This is a genomic window from Acidovorax delafieldii, assembly GCF_007993815.1.
GTDB lineage: Bacteria > Pseudomonadota > Gammaproteobacteria > Burkholderiales > Burkholderiaceae_C > Acidovorax > Acidovorax delafieldii.
In genome coordinates, this window is sequence record NZ_VJWE01000012.1 from 473,824 (window position 1) to 490,058 (window position 16,235).

Sequence of the window (16,235 nt, forward strand, 5' to 3'; positions counted from 1 at the left end):
GCCTTGCCCGCGTCCTCAACTTCTGTGCACAGGCCACCCCAGCAAAGCGGTGGCCTGTTTGTTTTGATGCTCACCGCTATTGCACCCCGACAAGGCTGACCCACCATGTTTTCGCATCACACCACCAAGCCGACTCTGACAACCCGGTGCACCCGCCTGCTGGGCGCCCTGGCCCTGGCCGCCGTGGTCGCGGGCTGTGCCGCCACCTCGCCTGGCAAAACAGTCGTGCGGCTGGACGACACGCCCCGCATCGCCGTCATCTCCGCCTTTGCGCCCGAGCTGACCGTGCTGTTGCCCCAGGTGCAGCAGCCTGCCAAGCACAGCATCAACGGCGTGGAGTTCACCACCGGCACGCTCGAAGGCAAGCCTGTGGTGGTGTTCCTGTCGGGCATCAGCATGACCAACGCGGCCATGAACACCCAGCTGGTGCTGGACCGCTTCCACGTGAGCCATGTGGTCTTCAGCGGCATCGCGGGCGGCGTGAACCCTAGCCTGCACATTGGCGACGTGACGGTGCCCGCACAGTGGGGCCAGTACATGGAATGGCTGATGGCGCGCGAAGAGCAGCCCGGCCAGTACAGCGCCCCCGCGTGGATGAAAAGCGAGCTGACGATGCCCGCCTTCGGCATGATGCACCCGCGCCCGGTGGAGGTGCGATCGGCCGCCAACCCCCAGCTCAGCAAGAAGTTCTGGTTCGAAGCCGACCCCAAGATGCTGGCCACCGCCCGCAGCCTGCAGAACGTGGGCCTGGAGCACTGCCTGGCCGCCACCTGCCTCAAGCAGCGCCCGCAGCTGGTGGTGGGCGGCAACGGCGTATCGGGCCAGGCCTTTGTGGACAACAAGGCCTTCCGCGAATACGCCTTCAAGACCTTCGGGGCCAACGTGCTCGACATGGAAACCGCCGCCACCGCCATGGTCGCCCACAGCAACGGCGTGCCCTACATCGCCTTCCGGTCGCTGAGCGATCTCGCCGGTGGTGGTGATGGCGAGAACGAAATGGGCACCTTCATGGGCCTGGCGGCCGCCAACTCGGCCAAGGTGTTGCGGGCGTTTCTGGCGGCGTGGAAGTAGATGGCCTCCACCAACGCCCCCGTCCTGAAACTGTCGGGCATCACCAAGCGTTTTGGCAAGCTCGTCGCCAACGACGCCATCAGCCTGACCCTGGCACGCGGCGAGGTGCTGGCCCTGCTGGGCGAAAACGGCGCAGGCAAGTCCACGCTGATGTCCATCCTGTTCGGGCACTACGTGGCCGACGAAGGCAGTATCGAAGTCTTCGGCCAGCCCCTGCCGCCCGGCCAGCCGCGTGCAGCGCTGGCGGCGGGCATTGGCATGGTGCACCAGCACTTCACGCTGGCCGACAACCTCACGGTGCTGGACAACGTGCTGCTGGGCAGCGAGCCGCTGTGGCAGCCTTTTTCGCGCCGCAGCGACGCCCGCGCCAAGCTGCTGGCGGTGTCGCAGCAGTTCGGCCTGCCAGTGAGCCCCGATGCGAAGGTCGGCAGCCTCTCGGTGGGCGAGCGCCAGCGCGTCGAAATCCTCAAGGCACTGTACCGGGGCGCGCGCATCCTGATCCTGGACGAACCCACCGCCGTGCTCACCCCGCAAGAGAGCGAGGCACTGTTCGACACCCTGGCGCAAATGGTGGCGCAGGGCCTGTCCATCATCTTCATCAGCCACAAGCTGGGCGAGGTGCTGCGCGTATCGCACCGCGTGGCCGTGCTGCGCCAGGGCAAGCTGGTGGCCGAGGCGCCTGCGCAGGGCACCACCCAGGGGCTGCTCGCGCAATGGATGGTGGGCCATGCGATTGAGGCGGCAGAGCGCCGCCCCGCCAAGAATGTGGGCGAGCCCATCTGCACCCTGACCAACGTCAGCACCGGCCCCACGGGGCGCGACCAGCTGAACGATGTGTCCCTCACCTTGCGCGCAGGCGAGATCGTGGCGGTTGCGGGCGTGAGCGGTAACGGCCAGGTGGCGCTGGCCGACCTGCTGTGCGGCGTGCGCAACGCCACCACCGGCCAGGTCACGCTGCGCGGCGCACCGCTGCAAGCACGGCCCGCGTGGCTGGTCAGCCAGGGCGTGGCCCGCATACCTGAAGACCGCCACGCCGTGGGGGTGGTGGGCGACCTGCCGGTGTGGGAGAACGCCGTGTCCGAACGCCTGCGCGGGCCTTGGTTTGCGCACCCTTGGTTCCGCGCCTTCTGGGTCAAGCGCCGCGCTGCGCGCCAGCATGCACGGCGCGTGGCCGAGACCTTTGACGTGCGCGGCGGCGGGCCGGACACCCCCGCCCGGTCGCTGTCGGGCGGCAACATGCAAAAGCTCATCCTGGGCCGGGCGCTGATGCCGCCGAAGGACGCAGCGGGCTACACCGCGCCTGCGCCCCAGCTCATCGTGGCCCACCAGCCTACTTGGGGGCTGGATATTGGTGCGGTGATGTTTGTGCAGCAGCAGCTCATCAACGCACGCGATGCGGGAGCGGCCGTGCTGCTGATCTCGGACGATCTGGACGAAGTGCTGGCGCTGGGTGACCGTGTGGCCGTCATGCACGACGGACAACTGAGCGAGGCGCGACGCGCCGAAGACTGGACACGCGAAGCCATCGGCCTGGCCATGGCGGGCGCTGCCCATTGAGCGACAACAACAAGAACAACCCAGCATGAGACTTGAAAAACGCAACCACACCTCCCCCGCCGCCTACGTGCTGGCGCCGGTGGGCGCCGTGGTGTTCACATTGCTCGTCAGCGCCCTGCTGGTGCTGTGGGCTGGCGCGCCCGTGGGGCAGACCTATGCGCTGCTGCTGCAGGGCGCCTTCGGCTCGGTGTTTGCGCTGACCGAAACCCTCACCCGCGCCACGCCGCTGATCCTGACCGGGCTGGCAGCCGCCGTGGCCTTTCGCGCGCGGCTGTTCAACATCGGGGCCGAGGGGCAGCTCTATGCCGGGGCGCTGGCCGCCGTGGCCGTGGGCGGCATGCATGGGGGCACGGGGCTGGAGTGGTCGCCCTATCTGCTCTTCCCACTCATGATGCTGGCGGCCGCGCTGGCGGGCGCGGCGCTGCTGCTGGGCCCGGCGCTGATGAAGGCGCGGCTGGGCGTGGACGAGGTGGTCACCACACTGCTGCTCAACTTCATCATGCTGCTGCTGGTGTCAGCTCTGCTCGATGGACCGATGAAAGACCCGCTCTCCATGGGCTGGCCGCAGAGCGTGGCACTTCAGGGCGACCTGGAACTCTCCAAGCTGGTGCCTCAGACGCGGCTGCACACGGGCCTGCTGTGGGCCGTGTCGCTGGCCATGATGCTGTGGGCGCTGCTGGCACGCACGGTGCCGGGGTTTGACATTCGTGCTGCGGGGGCCAATGCACGCGCTGCTGCCTTTGCGGGCGTGCCTATCACCCGCACGGTGGTGCTGGTCGCCTTGCTCTCCGGCGGGCTCGCAGGCTTGGCCGGCGCCATCGAAGTGGCCGGTCGCACTGGTTATGTGACGCTCGACATGTCGCCCGGCTACGGCTACAGCGGCATCGTGATCGCCATGCTGGCCGGACTGCACCCGCTGGGCGTGATTGCAGCGGGCACCTTCGTGGCGGGCGTGCTGGTGGGGGCTGACAGCATGAGCCGCGCGGTGGGCGTGCCCACCTACATTGCGGATGTGATCGTGGCGACTTCGCTGATTGCGGTGCTGGTGGCCGGGCTGCTGACGCAGTACCGCGTGCGGTGGAAGTGAAGCAGCCATGACAACCCATACACAGCACAATTTCAAGCCAAATAGGCCTCTAGCGCTAGTGAATCATGCGCCAGATGCTATCGAAATGAAAGCAAATTTCCACGGAGCAGCTGCATGACCGAACTGCTCGACATCCTAGCCAACCCCGCGTTCTGGATTGCCACCCTGCGGGTCGCCACCCCGCTCATTCTGGGCACGCTGGGGGTTTTGCTGTGCGAACGCGCCGGGGTGCTCAACCTGGGCATTGAAGGGATCATGGTCGCTGGCGCCTTCACTGGTTGGCTCACGGTGTACACGGGCCATGGACTGTGGGCCGGGGTGCTGGTGGCGGCGCTCACCGGCGCAGTGTTTGGATTGCTGCACGCATGGCTCACCGTGGGGCTGGCGCTGTCGCAGCATGTGTCCGGGCTGGGCATCACGCTGCTGGCCACGGCGCTCAGCTACTACGGCTACCGGGTGAGCTTCCCCAAGGTGAACACGCCACCCACCATCGAGCCCTTTGCACCGATGGAGTGGCTGGGCATTCCCATCCTGTCGGCACAAACCCCACTCACGCTGCTGGCCCTGCTGCTGGTGCCGCTATTGGCCTGGGTGCTGATGCGCACCCCCCTGGGCCTGGCGGTGCGCATGGTCGGCGAGAACCCGCAGGCGGCCGAGGGCCAGGGCATCTCCGTGGCGGCGATGCGCACCGGCGCCATCGTGGCCGGGTCGGCGCTGATGGGCGTGGCGGGCAGCTTCCTCACCCTGTCGGCGTTCAACGCCTTCTTCTTCAACATGATCAACGGGCGCGGCTGGATCTGCGTGGCGCTGGTGGTGTTCGCATCGTGGCGGCCCGGCAAGGCGCTTCTGGGTGCGCTGCTGTTTGCCTTCTTTGACGCGCTGCAGCTGCGGCTGCAGCAGGCGGGCGATGCGTGGCTGCCGTACCAGGTGTATCTGATGCTGCCGTACCTGCTGTCCATCCTGGCGCTGGTGCTGGTGGCACGCAAGGCGGCGTATCCACAGGCGCTGATGAAGCCCTACCGCAAGGGGGAGCGGTGAGAAGATGCGAACGAGCCCACCACGCCCGATTCATTCACACCCTCTGGTCGGACCACACCGCAAACTCGTTGCCGCTGGGCTCTGTGAAATGAAAGCGCCGTCCTCCCGGAAAGTCGAACACCGGCTTGACCACATGGCCACCCGCCGCCTCCACCTTGGCCAAGGTGGCTTCAAGGTCAGCGCTGTAGAACACCAGCAAGGCGCCGCCAGTGGCTGGGGTGGAACACAGGCTGGCGCGGAAGAAGCCGCCGTCCAGCCCCTGGCCCGAGAAGGCCGTGTATTCGGGGCCATAGTCCACAAAGGTCCATGCAAAGGCCTTTTCAAAGAACGACTTCGTGGCGGGCACATCGCACGCGGCAAATTCGACGTAGTTCAGCTTTTCATGTGCGTTCATCGGATGACCCTTTCTTCTTGAGACCCCGCAGTGTGCCAGCGCGTCCCGACGAATATCTACACTCCCCCACCATGCTCGACCTGCTCATCACCCACGCCAGCCTGCCCGACGGCCGCCAGAACATGTCCATCGCCGTGCAAGGCGGCCGCATCAACGAAGTGACCGAAGGCCTGCAAGCCCCCGCGCATGAGACGGTGGATGCCGGTGGCCTGCTGGTGAGCCCACCGTTTGTGGACGCGCATTTCCACATGGATTCGACCCTGAGCTACGGCCAGCCGCGCGTGAACGAGAGCGGCACGCTGCTCGAAGGCATTGCGCTGTGGGGCGAACTCAAGCCCACGCTGACCCACGACGCCATCGTGCAGCGCGCGCTGCAGTACTGCGACATGGCCGTGGCGCGCGGGCTGCTGGCCATCCGCTCGCACGTTGACACCAGCCACCCCAGCCTGCTGCCGGTGGAGGCGCTGCTGGATGTAAAGCAGCGCGTGGCGCCCTACCTGGATTTGCAGCTGGTGGCTTTCCCGCAAGACGGTGTGCTGCGCGCGCCCGGAGGGCTCGACAACCTGAAACGCGCTCTGGATATGGGCGTGGACGTGGTGGGCGGCATTCCGCACTTCGAGCGGACCATGGCCCAGGGCGCCGAGAGCGTGAAGATCCTCTGCGAGCTGGCTGCCGAGCGCGGCAAGCGCGTGGACATGCACTGCGACGAGAGCGACGACCCGCACTCGCGCCACGTGGAAACCCTGGCGTATGAAACCCAGCGCCTGGGCCTGTACGGCCGCGTGACGGGCTCGCACCTCACCTCCATGCACAGCATGGACAACTACTACGTGAGCAAGCTCATCCCCCTGATGGCCGAGGCCGACCTGGGCGTGGTGGCCAACCCGCTCATCAACATCACCCTGCAAGGCCGCCACGACACCTACCCCAAGCGCCGGGGCATGACCCGTGTGCCCGAGCTGATGGCTGCGGGCCTGACGGTGGCGTTTGGCCACGACTGCGTGCTGGACCCCTGGTACAGCGGCGGCAGCGCCGACATGCTGGAGGCCGCGCACATGGGCCTGCATGTGGGCCAGATGACCAGCCAGGCCGCGATGCGGCAGTGTTTTGATGCGGTGACGGTGAATCCCGCCAAGCTGCTGGGGCTGGAGGGCTACGGTATCGCCCCCGGCTGCCATGCCGACCTGGTGCTGCTGCATGCGCGCAACCCGGTGGACGCCATCCGCCTGCGGGCCACGCGCCTGGGTGTGTGGCGGCGTGGCCAGCGGGTGGCCAGCAGCCCGGCGCCCGTGGCGCAGCTGAACCTGCCTGGGCGGCCCGGCAGCGTGGATTTTGCGTCCAACTAGCCTCAAGCGCTAGTGGATTATGCCTTATCAGCTATATATTCGATAGCAAACACGGTCATCCTGACATCAGGCCATGCGCGCAATCGTCTTGCGAAACCGCGCCAGCGCCAGGCTGAACAGCACCGCCCCTATCCCCAGCAGCCACACCAGCGACGGCCACACCGCCGCCCAGCCCGCGCCCCGGTAGAGGATGGCCTGGGCCAGCTCGGTGAAGTGCGTGGTGGGCGCCAGGGCCATGCCGTACTGCACCCACAGCGGCATGCTCTCGCGCGGGGTGACGCCGCCCGACAGCATCTGCAGCGGCATCATCACCAGCACCATCAGCAAGCCAAACTGCGGCATGCTGCGCGCCACCGTGGCCATGAAGATGCCCATGGACGTGGTGGCAAACAGATGCAGCGTGGCCCCCAGCAGGAACAGGGGTACCGAGCCTTCGATCGGCACACCAATCGCCCAGCGGATCACCGCCGTGAGCGACACCCAGGTAGCGACCAGCACCACCAGCGCCATGGCCCAGACCTTGGCCAGCATGATCTCGCCGGGGGTGACGGGCATGACCAGCAGGTGCTCCACCGTGCCATGCTCGCGCTCGCGGATCAGCGCGGCGCCGGTGAGGATGATGGAGAGCATGGTCACGATGTTGATCAACTCCATCAGCGAGCCGAACCACGCGGGGTTGAGCGCCGGGTTGAAGCGCGAGCGCACCGTCAGCTCGATGGGCTGCTCGGCCACGGTGCGGTCGCGCTGCACGAACTCGGCCACCTCCAGCTGCACGATCTGCTGCACCGCCCCATTGGCCGCAAACGCCTGCCCCATGCGCGTGGCGTCGATGTTGAGCTGCACCTGCGGAGCCCGGCCCGCCAGCACGTCGCGCTGGAAATGCGAGGGGATGTGCAGCACCAGCGTGAAGCGGCCTGCGTCCAGGCCCGGGTCCACCTCGCGCATGCTGATCATGGCGGGGCGGGTGAACTGGGGCGCGTAGAACGCGGTGGCGATGCGCTGGGACAAGGCCGAGTCGTCCTCGTCCACGATGGCAATGGGCACGTGGTGCAGCGTCTCAGGCTGCGCCATGCCCGCCGAATACACCGCCAGCGTGGTGGTGTAGACGATGAGGAACAGCATGGCCGGGTCACGCCAGAGGCTCCACAGCTCCTTGATGCCTAACCGAAAGATGTTGGACCAGCGGCCACGCAGCGCCATGTCAGGTCTCCTGCTTGCGTAACAGCAAGATCGCAGTACCGACGATGACCGGCACCGCCACCAGCATGGGCCAGAACTCGGCCTGCAGATCCTGCAGGCCCAGCGCCTTGTTGAACACACCCCGGCTGATGGTGAACATGTGGCTGGCAGGGTAGACCTCGCCCACCCAGCGCGCAAAGCCGGTCATGGACGACACGGGGTTGATGAGCCCGGCGAACTGCACCGCCGGGATGAGCGTGCCCACCATGGCGAAGAACATGGCCGCAATCTGGCTGCGCGTAACGGTGGAGGCCAGCAGCCCCATGCCCGTGGAGCACAGGCTGAACAGCACGGCACCCAGCGTCAGCGTGGCAAAGCTGCCGGTGATGGGCACACCAAACACCGTCACAGCCGCCAGGCACATCAATCCGAAGTTGAACAGCGCCAGCAGCACATAGGGCAGCTGCTTGCCCAGCATGAATTCAGTGCACGTGGTGGGCGTGACATACAGGTTGATGATGGAGCCCAGCTCCTTCTCGCGTACCACGGCCAGGGCCGTGAGCATGGCGGGCAGCATCAGCAACAGCAGCGGAATCACTGCGGGCACCATGGATGGCAGGCTGCGCACGTCGGGGTTGTAGCGGTAGCGCGGCTCCACCTCCAGCAGGCCCCGGGGCACCACGCCAGTGTGGCTGCGGCTTTGCTCCACCAGCCACTGCTGGTGCAGGCCCTGGGCGTAGCCGATGACGGTTTCGGCGCGCTGGGGCATGGCGCCGTCCACCCACGCGCCGATCTGTACGGGCTGGCCGCGTGCCACGTCGCGCGCAAAGCCGGGCGGGATCTCCAGCGCCAGCGATATTTCGGCGGAGCGCATGCGTGCATCCAGCTCGGCGTAGGTGGCAATCGGCGGCTGCTCGGTGAAGTAGCGCGAGCCCGCCAGGTTCAGCGTGTAGGCGCGGCTCAGCGCGGTCTGATCTCGGTCCAGCACGGCAAAGCGCAGGTTTTCCACGTCCATGCTGATGCCGTAGCCCATCACGAACATCAGGATCAGCGAGCCCAGCAACGCCATGGCACCACGCACCGGGTCGCGGCGCAGCTCCAGCGCTTCGCGCCACTGGGTGCTGTGGATGCGGGCCAGGCTGTGGCGCAGGCGGGTGGGCCAGGCGGGGGCGTTGGGAGTGGGCGCCGGGGATAGCGCAGTGGGGGTCGAAGCCGCCACGGACACAGGAGCCGGGGCCGTGCCCGCAGCATCTTCCAGATAGCCGATGAAGGCTTCTTCCAGCGTGGCGGCGCCGCGCTTGGCCACGATGTCCTGCGGCGCAGCGCTTTCCAACACGCGCCCTGCGTGCATCAGCGAGATGCGGTCGCAGCGCTCGGCCTCGTTCATGAAGTGGGTGGAGATGAAGATGGTGACCTTGTCGCGCCGTGCCAGCTCCACCATCAGGCGCCAGAAGTTGTCGCGTGCCATGGGGTCCACGCCCGAGGTGGGCTCATCCAGGATCAGTAGCTCGGGCTGGTGCACCATGGCCACGGCCAGCGACAGGCGCTGGCGCATGCCCAGCGGCAGTTTCATGGGCAGTGCGCTGCGGGCGGCCTGCAGGTCAAAGCGCTCCAGCATGGCCGACACGCGCCCTGGCACCTCGGCCTCGGGCACGTGGAACAGCCGGGCATGCAGCACCAGGTTCTGCTCCACCGACAGCTCGCTGTACAGCGAAAACGCCTGCGACATGTAGCCCACCCGCCGCCGCGTGGCCATGTCCTTGGGGTCCACCGGCTGGCCAAACAGCCAGGCCTGGCCTTCGCTGGCGGGCAGCAGGCCGGTGAGCATCTTCATGGTGGTGGACTTGCCGCAACCATTGCTGCCCAGAAAGCCAAAAATCTCGCCGCGCTGGATGCGAAAGCTCACGTGGTCCACCGCCACAAAGTCGCCAAACCGCATGGTGAGGTCGCGCGCCTCGATGGCCACATTGGCGGCGTCGTCTGCCTGCGACCGGTCCAGCGGCGGAATCTGCACCACCTGGTGGCCCCGGCGCTTGGCCTCGGGCAGCAGTGCCACAAAGGCCTGCTCGAGCGCATCGTGCCCGGTGCGGGCCATCAGCTCGGCAGGCGTACCCGTGGCCAGGATGCGCCCTTCGTCCATGGCCACCAGCCATTCAAAACGCTGGGCCTCTTCCATGTAGGCCGTGGCCACGATCACGCTCATGCCCGGCCGCGCGGCGCGGATGCGGCCGATCAAATCCCAGAACTGCGCGCGTGCCAGCGGGTCCACGCCGGTGGTGGGTTCGTCCAGAATGAGCAGGTCCGGGTCGTGGATGAGCGCGCAGCACAGGGCCAGCTTTTGCTTCATGCCGCCCGAGAGCTTGCCCGCAGGCCGCGCCAGGAACGGGTGCAGGCCGGTGCTGCGCGTGAGCTCATCGATGCGCCGGCGACGCTCGGCCGCGTCGTGCCCGAACAGGCGGCCAAAGAACTGAAGGTTCTCTTCCACCGAGAGCGTGGGATACAGGTTCTTGCCCAGCCCTTGAGGCATGTAGGCGATGCGGGGGCACACCCGGCTGCGGTGGCGGCTCTGGGACATGTCGCCGCCCAGCACCTCCACCGTGCCCTGCTGCACTGCACGGGCGCCCGCCACCAGCGCGAGCAGGCTGGACTTGCCCACGCCATCCGGCCCGATCAGGCCCACCATGCGGCCCGCGGCCACTTCCAAATCGATGTCTGCGAGCGCCACCGTGCGCCCATATCGCTGGCCCACGCCACGCAGGCGCGCCACGGGTGCCACGCTGCCGGGGAGATTCACTGGTCGGCCTTGATGGCGAGGTTGGCGGGCCATTCCACGGCGGGGTCAACCCGCAGCCAGGCCACGCCAGGCAGACCGGTCTTGACCTGCTCCTGGTGGCGCAGCAGCAGCGCCTTGTCGATCTGCGCGCGCACGCGGAACATGAGCTTCTGGCGCTCGCTGGCGGTCTCCACCGTCTTGGGCGTGAACTGCGCGGTGCTGGCCACAAACGACACGGTGGCCGGGATCACAAAGCCCGGTGCGGCATCGAGCACGATGCGCACCTCGCTGCCCAGTGCTACCCGGCCCGCCACGGTCTCAGGCAAAAAGAAGGTCATGTACACGTCGCTCAGGTCCACCAGCTGCAGCACGCGCGCACCTGCGCCCACCACCTCGCCGGGCTGCACCACGCGGAACTGCACCCGGCCGTCGCGCGGGGCCTTGAGTTCGCTGTCGGCCAGCTCCACATCAATGCGCGCCAGCGTGGCCTGAAGCGCACGCACATTGGCCTCGGCACTGGTCACCTGCGTGCGCGACGCGCCAATGCCCGCCTGTGCGGCCTTGGCCTGGGCCTTGGCAGCCGTCACAGCGGCTTGCTGGCTGCGCACCTTGGCACGGTCATCGTCGAGCAACTGGCTGGAGAAAAAGCCTTCGCGCGCCAGCTGCTCAGACCGCGGCAGGCGGCGGCGGGCGGTGTCGAGGTCGCTCTCGCGCTGGGCCACCACGGCCAAGGCGGCCTGGTAGTCGCTCTCGCGCTGGGCCACCTGCACCTGGGCACTGCTGATGGCCAGTTGCGCCTGCTGCAGCCGGGCCACGGCCTCTCCGCGCTGGGCCTGCAGGCTGTCGATCTGCATGCGGGCCAGGGGCTGCCCCGCCTTCACAAAATCGCCCTCGGCCACCAAAACATCGAGCACACGCCCCGCCAGCTTGGTGGACACGGCAATCTCGGTGGCCTCGATGCGGCCATTGCCACTCACAAACCCAGGGCCGGGCCCCTTGGGCTGCCAGGGCGCCCACCGCACGACCAGCACGGTGCCCAGCAACAACAGCGCTGCGGCGGCCGCATAAATTTTCCACTTGCTGCCCATGGCTCTGATCCCTTTTGATGCGGAGGCAGGAGCGCATTTCCAGTCACGTCAGCAAAGGCGCCTCACCTCAAAATGCATCGTAAGCGCAGCGCCTTCATGGGCTGCTTGGGGTCAGTCGCCTCGCTTGACTTGCATCAATTTGGCTGCAATTGCGTGGGGCTTCCGCCTGCGGCACAAGCTTGCCGCTGCGGGTTCTGAGAGGCGGTGCGTCGGTTGCCGGAGACTGCCCTACCCGCGCCCATCGAAGGCCGACAGGTGGTTGGCCAGGTGCATGGCATGCGCTTGCTCGTACTGCGACTGGCTCAGTGCACCATAGGCAAAGTGAGGCTGCAGCGCCCCCGTGTGGATGGCAAAGTCCTGCACCGCCTGGCGCAGGCGGGCCATGGCGGCCGACGTGTCCGTGGCCTGCGCATCCAGCGCGGGGGCGCCCGGGATAGGCTCTGCCAGGTTGTGGCTCATGCGTCCCCGCAGGGCAAACACCTTGAAAGCTGCAGCCCCCAGGGTGTTCTGGAACAGCGCAGATTTGGGCAACGGAAAACCTTGCAGCGAGTATTCAATGCTCTGTGCGCAATGCACCAGCGTCTGTGCCCAGGTCCAGGCCGTGGCGGGTTCCAGCGCGTGGACGGAAGCTGCGTTCAGCCGCTCGGCCTCGCGCATCGCATCGTGCAGGGTGGCAAATACCAGCTGCCTGTCGTTGTCCGGCTGGTGCAGAAAATACCCAGCAGCACCAGCCGCTGCGAGCGCCACCCCCGTGCCGATGGCCAGAAACGCCCTCCGGTCGGGCGCTGCCGGCGGCGCAGAGGGCGAGGGGTGCGTGGCTGTGGGGGTAGCGGCTTTGGGTGCGCCAGAAGGGGGTGGAACTGCCATGGGGTTGTCTGCCCGCATCACCGGGGGTGGTGTGAAAGCGTTGATTGTGCCGGGCAGCGTCTGCCTTGTGCCCCCTCCAGCCATCACCAGGGTCGGGCAGCCGACACAGCCCGCCATGGCGCAGGGCTGCAAGGCCTGGGCGCCTTCCCGGCGCTCCGCTGCGCCTAGGCCGCCAGGGTAGTTGGTGCGGCCGGCGCGGGGGTTGCAGTAACGGGGACCAAGGGCGATGCTGGGGCCACCGTCATCTCCACCCGGTTGCGCCCCCGCTCCTTGGCCAGGTACATGGCCTCGTCCGCACGCTGCAAGGCCGTACCCGCCGACTCGCTGCCCGCGCACAGGGTGACGCCAACACTCACCGTGAGCGCAATGCTGCGCTGCTCGGTCACCACAGGATGTGCCTCTACCATGGCGCGCAGGCGCTCGGCCACCGCGATGGCGCCACCGGCCCCTGCATTGGGCAAGAAGATCGCGAACTCCTCACCCCCCAGGCGGCCCATCACGTCCTCCTTGCGCAGGCAGCGCTGGGCCAGCATCACAAAATGGCGCAGCACATCATCGCCCGCGCGGTGGCCCCAGCTGTCGTTGACCTTCTTGAAATGGTCCAGGTCCATCACCAGCACGGGCAACGTCGTCTGCGTGCGCTGGGCGTTGCTGATGGCCTTGTCCAACAAGGTCAGAAACGCGCGGCGGTTGAACACATTGGTCAGCGGGTCCACCTCGGCGAGGTGGCGCAGTTCGTTGGTGATGAACTCATTGGTCAGCATCAACGCGCCAAACGCCACCAGCACCAGCGCCATGGTGGACTCCAGCACCACAAACTGCGACAGCGCAGCCACCATGCCCGTTTCGGGTTGCGACGCATCGGCCGGTGCGGCCAGCTTGAACAACAAGGGCCGCACCAGCAAAAACACGCCATGCACACCCACCGTGCCCGCAAACAGATACCGGGCCGGAACCTTGCGAAAGCCACCTTTGGCCATGGTGTGCGCAGCAAACAGAAAGCACGTGCCCGGCACCAGCCCCGACAGCACAAAACGCACCCCCAGATGGGGCTGCACCACGGTGAAATACGCCACCGTTACCAGCAGCAGCACCATGGCAACCGCAGCCATGCCATGCCGCAGCGGCGCTCGTCCCATGTATTCACGCGCACCCAGCAGGCACAGGTAGGCCGTCAACGCAATAGAGCCCTGCGCCAGCAATACCGAAGGCAACTGCGGGACATGGTCGCGCAACATCAGGTTGGCGCAAAACACGGTGGTGCAAAACAGTGCTAGCGCCCACAAGCGCAGCCCTGGGATGTTCCTGTTGAAGAACCACACGGCAGACAGCACAGTGGTAACCAGCGCTGCAAGGATGGCCGCTACGATAACGAGGGTGGGACTGTGCACTGTGGGAAGGGACGGAGCAATCGGGACTGGCCAGGCAACTTCATCTTGCATGCGTGGCAGCTATGGCAAGCCAGGCAGATGGGGCCCCTCATCAACGTGAACAATGGTAACCGAGAGCATTGACCGCCACGCGACAGTCTGCGGGCAGCAATGCAGTCCTTGAGCCAGCTGCAGGGGTCCCTCCGGCCGCACCTCCTCGCGTGGCGGTTGGGAGCACCTGTCAACCCACCACGTGGCATTCGCGCCGCAGCAGCGCCAGCGCATCGTGCATCTGGTAGTCGCGGTCGCTGGTCAGCGTAGCCTGCGCGTCTTGCAAAAAACCAGACCAGAGAGCCAGGTAGTCCTGCTGGAAGGCGGCAGCCGCGTGGCTGCGGATGAAGTCAGACGCCAGCTCGGGCTGCAGGCCAGACTTGCGGATCTTGCGCACCAGGCTGGCGGCGGTTTTTTCGGTGAGCAGCGTCTTCTTGGGCGCACCGGCGGCCAGGCACAGAAACAGCGTGAGCAGCGAGTGCTCATCGTCGTTGCCCCCGGTCGCCTTGGTCCATGTCTTGCTGGCAGGCTGTGGAGGCTCATCGTCGTCCTCCAGCACATCCAGGCTGCGGTGAAAGCTGTCCACTTCGGCCAGAGGGTCGTCCAGCAGGAAGTAGCTTGCCCTGAAGGCGCCCATGGGGCGCAGCAGGGTGCGCAGCGGCGCAGCGGATTGCAGCAGCTTGGGCAGGTCGGCCAGCACGGTGGCGCATTGGGCTTGCAGCACGTCACGCAGCTCTGCCGGCACGCCGGCGGGCAGGCGCAGCGCCGTCGGCAGGGGTGCCTTCTTTTTGCGCAGTGCAGTCACCAGCTTTTCAAACACCGGGGCGCTGGGCCACTCACTCGCCGCCATGGCCTTGGGGTTCAGCGCCTGCATCAGCAGCCCTGTGCGGATCACGGCCTCGGCGTCGGCCCCGGCGGTTTCCAGCTCGTCGGTATCCAAGTCGTACTGCGCGGCCAGCCACTCGGCGGCGGCGATGGCCTGGGCGATGTGGCTGCGGCGGGCCAGCTCGGCGCGGTAGTCGGCATGGCTGCGCAGCGACCAGGCAGCCAGCAGTGGGGTTTCGGCATCCGCATAGCCGCCCATGCCGAAGTTGCTGCTCTCGGGCATGGCGATCAGGCGCTTGAGCATGTCCGAGCCGCCTTTGGAGCGCGACAATAAGGAGTTGTCGCGCAGCGACACCGCCGCCTTGGCCAGATCACCGGCTGTGGTCTCCAGCAGGTACAGGCTGATCAGGTTGACCATGCGGTCCCGCGCCTTCTCGATCTCCGGGCGCAGAAACTCGCTGCCAAAGTAACGCGCGATCTGCACCATGCCCTTGGGCGCATCGGCATTGATGGCCGCCAGCCGGTCCGCGTCAATCAGGCCGTGCTGCACGCCGTAGACCAGCGCCTTTTCAAAGAAAGGGCGCGCGTCGTGCAGTTGCAGGGCATTGGCAGTAGCGACTGGTGCAGAAATTGAGGAAGGCGTGGGAGGCACGGTCATGTCTGAATCTATCGCGCTTCGCGCTGCTCATGGGCTATGAAACTGGCGCGGCCCATACCAGGACCGCCGCGCAAGGGCAGCCCCGCCGCGCTGGCGGTGTCCCCCTTCCCGAATGGCACAGCCATTCGAGAGAAGGGGGAAGGCGCGAAGCGCCTCAGGGGGTTGTTCACTAAATGGCAGACTCTTCGTCGGAAGCCCGTGCGGCAGGCGTGGCCTTGCCGCGGTCGGTTTCGCTGGTCTCGAACTTGCCATCGTCTTCTTCGGACGTCTCTTCGCCCTCTTCCAGTCCCTGGTCAAACGCGCGGGCCTTGGCACGCAGCACCAGCAGCATCTCGATGAACAGGTCGCGGCACTCATAGCGCAGCAGCCAGGCCATCTGCATCCAGTCGCGGTCGGCCACTTCATCGAGGTCGATGCGCGGCTGCACATAGCCCGAGGCCAGCAGCTCGTCGTCGCTCAGTGTGACGCCGTAGTCTTCGGTGGCGTCAAAGGTGCCGGTGCGGGCAAAGGCCTCGATGCGGCTCCACTTTTCGGCAAAGTAGTTGGCCAGGGCCTCGGCGCCACCCTCCAGGTCGCCAATCGCGGTGAGGAACTCCACCGGGTCGGCATCGTCGCGGAAGACCACGGCGTTGACCATGTTGCGCAGGTGGGTGTGGGTGAGGTCCTTGTACTGCTTTTCCAGCACCATCGCGCGCGCAAACTGCTCGGGCGTGACCAGCATGTTGACCACGGACGCCTTGGAGTCGTCGTACTCGTGCATCACGGCCAGGATGTCCTTGGGCGCCAGCTGGTCCAGCACCACCATCAGCGCGCCGTCGCCATCGCTGTCGGCCAGTTCGGCCAGCGCCGACTCGGCGCCCACGATGTCACCGGCCGCAATGAGGCTGGTGGTCTTGGTGATCAGGGCCAGGTGTTGGTTGCTGCTGCTCAT

At 66.8% G+C, this 16,235-nt stretch carries 13 protein-coding genes; 5 read left to right on the forward strand and 8 right to left on the reverse strand.

The window, feature by feature from the left end; all coding sequences use genetic code 11:
* Positions 1–105 precede the first annotated feature (105 nt).
* The 4 genes from ATF69_RS11520 to ATF69_RS11535 all read left to right on the forward strand — a co-directional run bounded on the left by ATF69_RS11520 (position 106) and on the right by ATF69_RS11535 (position 4,753).
* A complete protein-coding gene (locus ATF69_RS11520) occupies positions 106–1,071 on the forward strand; it encodes a 5'-methylthioadenosine/S-adenosylhomocysteine nucleosidase (protein ID WP_146871027.1) in 966 nt (321 codons plus the stop codon).
* Positions 1,072–2,628 (forward strand): ABC transporter ATP-binding protein, encoded by a 1,557-nt coding sequence (locus ATF69_RS11525; RefSeq protein WP_146871028.1) that lies wholly within the window; start codon positions 1,072–1,074, stop codon positions 2,626–2,628.
* Between the two features lie 25 nt (positions 2,629–2,653).
* Positions 2,654–3,715: an ABC transporter permease gene (locus ATF69_RS11530; RefSeq protein WP_146871029.1), complete on the forward strand. Its 1,062-nt coding sequence runs from the start codon at positions 2,654–2,656 to the stop codon at positions 3,713–3,715.
* A gap of 114 nt (positions 3,716–3,829) precedes the next feature.
* Positions 3,830–4,753: an ABC transporter permease gene (locus tag ATF69_RS11535; RefSeq protein WP_146871030.1), complete on the forward strand. Its 924-nt coding sequence runs from the start codon at positions 3,830–3,832 to the stop codon at positions 4,751–4,753.
* A gap of 34 nt (positions 4,754–4,787) precedes the next feature.
* Here the strand turns inward: ATF69_RS11535 and ATF69_RS11540 are convergent, their stop codons facing one another.
* The gene (locus ATF69_RS11540) at positions 4,788–5,147 is read right to left on the reverse strand and encodes a VOC family protein (RefSeq protein WP_056062279.1); all 360 of its coding nucleotides are present in this window, start codon (positions 5,145–5,147) and stop codon (positions 4,788–4,790) included.
* A gap of 71 nt (positions 5,148–5,218) precedes the next feature.
* On the opposite strand from ATF69_RS11540, the gene ATF69_RS11545 reads away from it, so the two are divergent.
* Entirely contained in the window at positions 5,219–6,493 is a 1,275-nt protein-coding gene (locus ATF69_RS11545; protein ID WP_146871031.1) for an amidohydrolase family protein, read from the forward strand.
* A 66-nt stretch (positions 6,494–6,559) separates the two neighbouring features.
* Here ATF69_RS11545 and ATF69_RS11550 read toward each other — a convergent pair whose 3' ends face one another.
* The 7 genes from ATF69_RS11550 to ATF69_RS11585 form a co-directional block, all read right to left on the reverse strand.
* Positions 6,560–7,693 carry an ABC transporter permease gene (locus tag ATF69_RS11550; protein ID WP_146871032.1) on the reverse strand — a complete coding sequence of 378 codons (1,134 nt, stop codon included), beginning with the start codon at positions 7,691–7,693 and terminating at the stop codon, positions 6,560–6,562.
* A 1-nt stretch (position 7,694) separates the two neighbouring features.
* Complete coding sequence (gene rbbA / locus ATF69_RS11555) at positions 7,695–10,499, reverse strand: ribosome-associated ATPase/putative transporter RbbA (protein ID WP_146871033.1); 2,805 nt, start codon at positions 10,497–10,499, stop codon at positions 7,695–7,697.
* Positions 10,463–11,533, reverse strand: a complete 1,071-nt coding sequence (locus ATF69_RS11560; protein ID WP_146871034.1) for an HlyD family secretion protein — start codon at positions 11,531–11,533, stop codon at positions 10,463–10,465. Before ATF69_RS11560 ends, rbbA begins: the two co-directional genes overlap by 37 nt.
* A 228-nt stretch (positions 11,534–11,761) precedes the next feature.
* Positions 11,762–12,400, reverse strand: coding sequence for a DUF1569 domain-containing protein (locus tag ATF69_RS11565; RefSeq protein WP_244303709.1), 639 nt, complete (start codon positions 12,398–12,400; stop codon positions 11,762–11,764).
* Between the two features lie 164 nt (positions 12,401–12,564).
* On the reverse strand, positions 12,565–13,791 hold the full coding sequence (locus ATF69_RS11570; RefSeq protein ID WP_244303710.1) for a GGDEF domain-containing protein: 1,227 nt from the start codon (positions 13,789–13,791) through the stop codon (positions 12,565–12,567).
* 220 nt (positions 13,792–14,011) lie between these two features.
* Complete coding sequence (locus ATF69_RS11575) at positions 14,012–15,304, reverse strand: hypothetical protein (protein WP_146871037.1); 1,293 nt, start codon at positions 15,302–15,304, stop codon at positions 14,012–14,014.
* A 169-nt stretch (positions 15,305–15,473) separates the two neighbouring features.
* Complete coding sequence (locus ATF69_RS11585; RefSeq protein WP_146871039.1) at positions 15,474–16,235, reverse strand: hypothetical protein; 762 nt, start codon at positions 16,233–16,235, stop codon at positions 15,474–15,476.